Origin of the sequence: Xanthobacter autotrophicus (assembly GCF_029991245.1) — a bacterium.
Lineage (GTDB): Bacteria > Pseudomonadota > Alphaproteobacteria > Rhizobiales > Xanthobacteraceae > Xanthobacter > Xanthobacter autotrophicus_C.
Genome location: NZ_JAIVFO010000201.1, coordinates 1 through 5,990, shown reverse-complemented (window position 1 = coordinate 5,990; position 5,990 = coordinate 1). Strand labels below are relative to the sequence as shown.

Below are 5,990 nucleotides of genomic sequence, written 5' to 3'. Positions count from 1 at the left end.
GGCGATGAGGAAGGTGTTCGGGTCCGCCCGGGCGGCGGAGGGCTCCGGGCGGACGGGGGCGGGCGATCGGTGCGGGCTGGTCATGGCGCCACCATAGCCGCCCGCGCGCGGGACGAAAACGGGGCGCGGGCCTGCGCCGTGTGCGACTGAAGATGCCGCGCGCGGCGGTGAAACACGCCCGGCTTCACCCCATGCGTCGGGCGGCGGCCACCACGGCCTGTCCGAGGGCGAGGCCGCCGTCATTGGCCGGCACCGCGGCGGGCACCAGCGGGATGAGGCCGCAGGCTTCGAGCCGCCGCAGGGTCGCTGCCAGCAGCCGGGCATTCTGGAACACCCCGCCGGACAGGGCGACGGCCGTGAGGCCCTCCGCTGCCGCCACCTGCGCCGCCGCCCCGGCGAAAGCTTCGGCGAGGCCCGTGTGGAAGGCGGTGGCCATTGCAGCGCGGGGCCGTCCGGCGTGGAGGTCGGCCATCAGCGCCGTGAACAGCGGGGCGGGGTCGATCTCGGCGGGTTCTGCGTCTGCCTGCCATGCAAAGGGATAGGGCGGGGCCTCGCCTTCCGCCGCCGCCTCCAGCGCCATGGCGGCCTCGCCTTCGTGGCTGAGGCGGTCGGGCGCGAGGCCCAGCAGGGCCGCCACGGCATCGAACAGCCGCCCGGCGGAGGAGGCCAGAGGCGCGTTCAGCCCCTTGTCCATCATGGCGCGCAGGGTCAGGAGCGGCTTGCCGGCGAACAGCGCGGCGAGGCGCGGGTCGTGATCCACTGCCGCGCGTCCCAGCGCGCGGTCGAGATGGGCCAGCAGCACGCGCCACGGTTCCCGGCTCGCCGCATCCCCGCCGGCCAGCGGGATGGGCGAGAGCCGGGCCACGCGGCGGCTGGAGCGGTAATCGCAGACGAGGATTTCGGCGCCCCAGGCGGTGCCGTCGTCGCCCAGCCCGAGGCCGTCCAGCGCGATGCCCACCACCGGCCCGTCCGCCCGCCGCCAGCCGGCTTCCGCCATGGCGGCGGCCATGTGGGCGTGGTGGTGCTGCACCCGCTCCAGCGGCAGGCCAAGGGCGGCGGCGAGATCCTCGCCGAGGCGGGTGGCGCGGTAGTCCGGATGCAGGTCCACCGCCACCACCGCCGGCCGGTGGGCGAAGAGTGCGGTGTAGTCGGCAAGCGCGGTCTCGAAGGCGTCGCCCGTGGCCGGTTCGTCCAGGTCGCCGAGATGGTGGGAGAGCAGTACTTTCCCGCCATGGGTAAGGCAGAGCGCGCTCTTCAGCTCGCCGCCCAAGGCGAGCACGGGCGGGGCGTCGGCGAAATCGGCCGGCAGGGCCAGCGGCATGGGGGCGAGCCCGCGCCCCCGCCGCATCACGCGCAGCCGGCCGGCCACATGGCGCGCCACGCTGTCGTCGAGGCGGCGGGCGATGGGCCGGTCGTGCATCAGGACCGCATCGACGATGCCGGCGAGGCGGTCGCGGGCCTCGTCGTCGCGGAAAATCTGCGGTTCGCTGGAGCGGTTGCCGGAGGTCATCACCAGCGGCCGGCCGGCGGCGGCCACCAGCAGGTGATGCAGCGGCGTATAGGGCGCCATCACGCCGAGATGGCGCTGGCCGGGGGCGATGCCGGGCGCCAGCGGCGCGCCGGGCTTCAGCGGCAGCAGCAGGATAGGCGCGGAGGGGTGGGCGAGGGCGGCCGCCTCGTCCGGGGTGATATGGCAAAGAGCGTGGGCGGCGGTGAGATCCGCCATCACGGCCAGCGGCTTGGTGGGGCGATGCTTGCGGGCGCGCAGCAGGGCGACGGCGTCCGCGTTGGTGGCGTCGCAGGCGATGTGGAAGCCTCCGATGCCCTTCACCGCGAGGATGTGGCCCGCCTTCAGCAGTCCGGTGGCGCGGTCGATGGGGTCCGCGCCGGCAGCGTCGTCGCCCTCCAGCCACAGGCGGGGGCCGCAGTCCGGGCAGGCGATGGGCTGGGCGTGGAAGCGGCGGTCGGCCGGGTCTTCATAGTCCGCGCGGCAGGCGGGGCACATGGGAAAGCCGGCCATGGTGGTGGCCGGGCGGTCATAGGGCAGGCCGGTGACGATGGAAAAGCGCGGGCCGCAATCGGTGCAATTGGTGAAGGCGTAGCGGAAGCGCCGCGCCTTGGGGTCGGCGATCTCGGTGCGGCAGGCGGGGCAGGTGGCCACATCCGGCACCACCCCCACCGAGACGGTGCCCGCCCCGCTCTCGGCGATGCGGAAGGCGCCTTCAGGCACCGGTGCGGAGCGTCGCGTCACCTGTTCCACCCGCGCCAGAACGGGTGCTTCGTGCACCAGCGCCGCCGCGAAGGCGTCACGGGCGGCGGCGGGGCCGGCGATGCGGATGACCACGCGGTCGCCGGCGTTGCGCACGTCTCCGCTCAGGTCCAGCCGGCGGGCGAGGCGATAGACGAAGGGGCGGAAGCCCACCCCCTGCACGATGCCTGAAACCTCGATCTCCTCGCCCGCGACATCGGTGCTCATGGGGCTCAATGCACCGTGCAGACCATGCAGGGGTCGAACGAGCGCACGATGTGCTGTACGCTCACCGGCGTGGTCTCGCCCTGCCGGATGGGGGCGCCCACCAGCGCCGTCTCCAGCGGCCCCGGCTGGCCAACCGCATCGCGAGGCGAGAAGTTCCAGGTGGTGGGGGCGATGATCTGGTAGCGGGCGATGCGCCCCTTCTCCACCACCATCCAGTGGCCGAGGGCTCCGCGCGCGGCTTCCGTGAGGCCGAAGGCGCGTCCGGCCTGCGGCATCGCCCCCTGCGCGCACCAGGGTGCGCCGGGATGCAGCGCCCGCACCCAGCCTTCCATGGCGATGAGGGTGCGCGCCGTCTCCACCAGCCGGCCGACCACGCGGGCGCGCACGTTGGCGCCCTCCTTCGCCGCGAGGTCGCGGGCGAGGGGATGGCCGGCCACCACCTGACGGGCGAAGGCGCCGGTCTCGAACGGCAGGCCGGCGAGGCGCGGGGCCTTGCACCAGGTGTAGCCGGTCTCGTCCGCCGCGTCGGGGAAGGTCGAGCCCTCGAAGGGCGGGTGCGGCGCCTCGCGTCCTTCCATGCGGGCGAAGCTGTGGTCCTCGGTGATGGCCGCCGGGTCAAGGCCCGCCTCCCTGCCGCCGGCAAAGGTGCCGCCCGCGTAGAGCCGGCCTTCGTCCAGCGCATAGGCGCCGTAGGACAGGAAGCGGTCATGGGCGCGGCCGAGGCGCGCCAGATCCAGGTCGGCGGCGATTTCGAGGAACAGGCGGAAGTCGCCGTCCGGCCCCGCCTGTCGCCACGCCTCCAGTTCCACCACGTCGGCGATTTCGGCCACCCGCTCCAGCGGGGCGCCGAAAAGCTGGTCCTCCAGGTCCGCGCGCACCGCGCCGAGGGTGGCGATGAGGCGCATCTGGTCCCGCGCGTCGGCCCCTTTGGCAACGCCGCCCGGCTGGATCGCCAGCGTGTGCGGCCAGCGGCCGGCGAGCAGGCCCATGACGTGCAGCAGCGTCGCCCGCGTGGCCAGCGCCCGGCGCACGCTCTCCCCCTGCGCCGCCTTGAAGCGGCGGGTGGCGGTGGCGAACCACGGGCGGTCCTCATAGATGGCCCGGGCGAAGTCGGGCATGAAGAAGACGTGGAAATGGGTGAGGTGGTCCGCCACATTCTCGGTGGCGAGGATGAGGTTGGTGGCGACCCGGCCATTGTCCGTGGGCGCGATGCCCTGCAGGCCGGCCAGCGCCAGCGCCGCCGCGTGGGATTGCGACACCGAGCAGATGCCGCAGATGCGCGGCGCGATGACCAAGGCGTCGCGCGGGTCGCGCCCTTCCAGGATGCGCTCGAAACCGCGGAACAGGGGCGAGTTGACGAAGGCCTGCCGCACTTCCCCGTCGGCCACGTCCAGCCGCACTTCGAGGTCGCCTTCCACCCGGTTGAACGGCCCGACCACGAGCCGTTTCGTCTGCGCGCTCATCGCTTGCGGATGTCCCGCACGGCAGGCGGGGTCAGCACGTGGTCGGCGGTGGCGTTGCGCCTCAGCCGCTCCGGGGTGGCGGCCTTGGCGAGGGACGACAGGGCGATGAACCACGCCTTGGGCATGTCCGTGGGCAGGCCCACCGGGATGCCGCCGATCTTCGGGGTGTCGAGGAAGGCGTGGCCCGGCTCCTCGAACTCGGGGGCGGTGCAGTTGATGCAGGCGTGGCCGCCCCGGGTGCAGGAGCCCTCGCCGTTCCACAACCTGGTGTTGCAGTCGGCATGGGCCTGGGTGCCGAGGCAGCCCAGATGCTCCATCATGCAGCCGAGGTCGCTCATCTTCTCGGCGCTGGCCTTGTACTCGTAATATTCGTTGCGCGGGCAGCCGTGGTGCACGAGGTGGTCGGCGTAGAAGCGCGGGCGGCCGTAGCTGTCGAGGTCTTCGGCGCGCATGAGGTCGGACGCGAGCAGCATCAGCGTCTCGGTCACCCAGTTGGGATGGGTGGGGCAGCCCGCCACATTGATCACCGGCAGGCCGGAGCGGGAGCGGAAGGCCGCGCCCAGCGCCCCGCCGGGGCGGCGCCCGTCATATTGCAGGCCGCAGGCATCGGCCGGATTGACCCCGGCCGCCGTGACGCCCCCATAGGCGGCGCAGGTGCCCACCGCCACCACGTGCTCGGCGACGGCAGCGAGCCGCCGCGCCCATTCGATGGTGGGGGTGTCGGTGCCGGCGAGGGTGTGGAAGCGCCCGGTGCCGTTCGGCCCGCGCAGCAGCGCGCCTTCGATGCACAGGGCATCGAGCCGGATCTCGCCCGCGAGCACGGCGTCGAACAGGGCGATGGCCTCGTCCCCGGTCTCCTCCGACAGGGTCGGGTGCCACAGGAAGCGGATGTTCGCGCTGGCCAGCGTCGCGGCAAGGTCCGGCGCCTCGGCGCACAGCAGCGACATGGTGCAGCCGCCGCAGCCGCCCGATTGCAGCCACAGCACGGTGAAGGGCGCGCGGTGAGCGGTGCTCATGCCCGTCCCCCGGCCGGCAGGATGAGGGAGATGACGGCGCCGCCCTCGGGATGGTTGGCGGCTTCCAGCCGGCCGTCATGCTCCTCGGCGATGCGGTAGCAGATGGAGAGGCCGAGCCCCGTGCCCTTGCCCACCGCCTTGGTGGTGAAGAAGGGATCGAAGACGCGGCCGAGAATGTCTTCGGGAATGCCCGGCCCGCTGTCGCGCACCCGCACCGCCACCCGCTCCCCGTCCGGGCCGCCGAGGCGCTCGCCGGTGATGTCGAGGCGCGGGTCGGGCCGGCCTTCCAGCGCGTCCACGGCGTTCTGGACGAGGTTCATCAGCACCTGGTGGATGTGGCCGGGATGGCCCACCGCCTCCAGCCCCGCCGGGATCGCCACGCGGATGGCGAGGTCCGGCATCTGCGATTTCGCCACCCAGTCCACCGCCGAGCGCACCACGCTGCCGAGGTCGAACACCTCGCGCGCCTCGCGCTTGTCGGAGGAGAAGCGGCGCAGGTCCGCCACGATGTCGCGCACCCGCTCGGCGCCTTCCAGCATGCCGGCGAGGGTGGCGGGAATGTCGGCCAGCGCCCGGTCGATGCGCAGTTCGCCGCGGGTGCGGGCGAGGGCGGCGGCATCGGCGCCGGCGTGGACCGCGTCGAGATAGGCGATGAGCCGCTCGGCGTAGCGCTTCAGCGCGTGGGCGTTGCCATAGACGAAGGAGATGGGATTGTTCAGCTCGTGGGCGACGCCGGCCACGAGGCGGCCGAGGGAAGCCATCTTCTCCGCATGCACCAGCTGCTGCTGGGTACGCTTGAGGTGTTCATGGGCGTTGGCGAGGGCGTGATAGGCGGCGCGCAGCTCGCCGATGGGCCGGCCCACCAGCACCACGCCCACCGGCCGCCCGCGCGGGTCGAAGCGCAGGGCGCCGTTCACCGACACCGCCTGCGGCCCTTCCGGCGTGGCGAGGGTGAATTCCCGGTCGGCGATGCGCTGGCGCCGCGCCGCGGTGGCGAGGACATCGCTGGCCGAGGTGGGGGAGGAGGGGTCGAGC

4 protein-coding genes are annotated in these 5,990 nt (G+C 73.4%); all 4 read right to left on the bottom strand.

What is annotated here, in order from left to right; all coding sequences use genetic code 11:
• Positions 1-184: 184 nt before the first annotated feature.
• Entirely contained in the window at positions 185-2,476 is a 2,292-nt protein-coding gene (hypF, locus tag K9U41_RS21295) for a carbamoyltransferase HypF (protein ID WP_282642847.1), read from the bottom strand.
• 5 nt (positions 2,477-2,481) lie between these two features.
• Complete coding sequence (locus K9U41_RS21290) at positions 2,482-3,939, bottom strand: nickel-dependent hydrogenase large subunit (protein WP_282642846.1); 1,458 nt, start codon at positions 3,937-3,939, stop codon at positions 2,482-2,484.
• On the bottom strand, positions 3,936-4,955 hold the full coding sequence (locus K9U41_RS21285; RefSeq protein WP_282642845.1) for a HupU protein: 1,020 nt from the start codon (positions 4,953-4,955) through the stop codon (positions 3,936-3,938). The genes K9U41_RS21290 and K9U41_RS21285 overlap by 4 nt, the downstream gene beginning before the upstream one ends.
• Positions 4,952-5,990, bottom strand: a 1,039-nt coding sequence (locus K9U41_RS21280; protein ID WP_282642844.1) for a sensor histidine kinase, incomplete at its 5' end; no start/stop codon positions are given. The genes K9U41_RS21285 and K9U41_RS21280, both read right to left, overlap by 4 nt.

What these genes read in the sequence shown, in the direction of transcription:
- K9U41_RS21285 (WP_282642845.1), bottom strand. Translation starts at nt 4,955, where the DNA reads ATGAGCACCGCTCACCGCGCGCCCTTCACCGTGCTGTGGCTGCAATCG.
- K9U41_RS21290 (WP_282642846.1), bottom strand. Translation starts at nt 3,939, where the DNA reads ATGAGCGCGCAGACGAAACGGCTCGTGGTCGGGCCGTTCAACCGGGTG.
- hypF (WP_282642847.1), bottom strand. Translation starts at nt 2,476, where the DNA reads ATGAGCACCGATGTCGCGGGCGAGGAGATCGAGGTTTCAGGCATCGTG.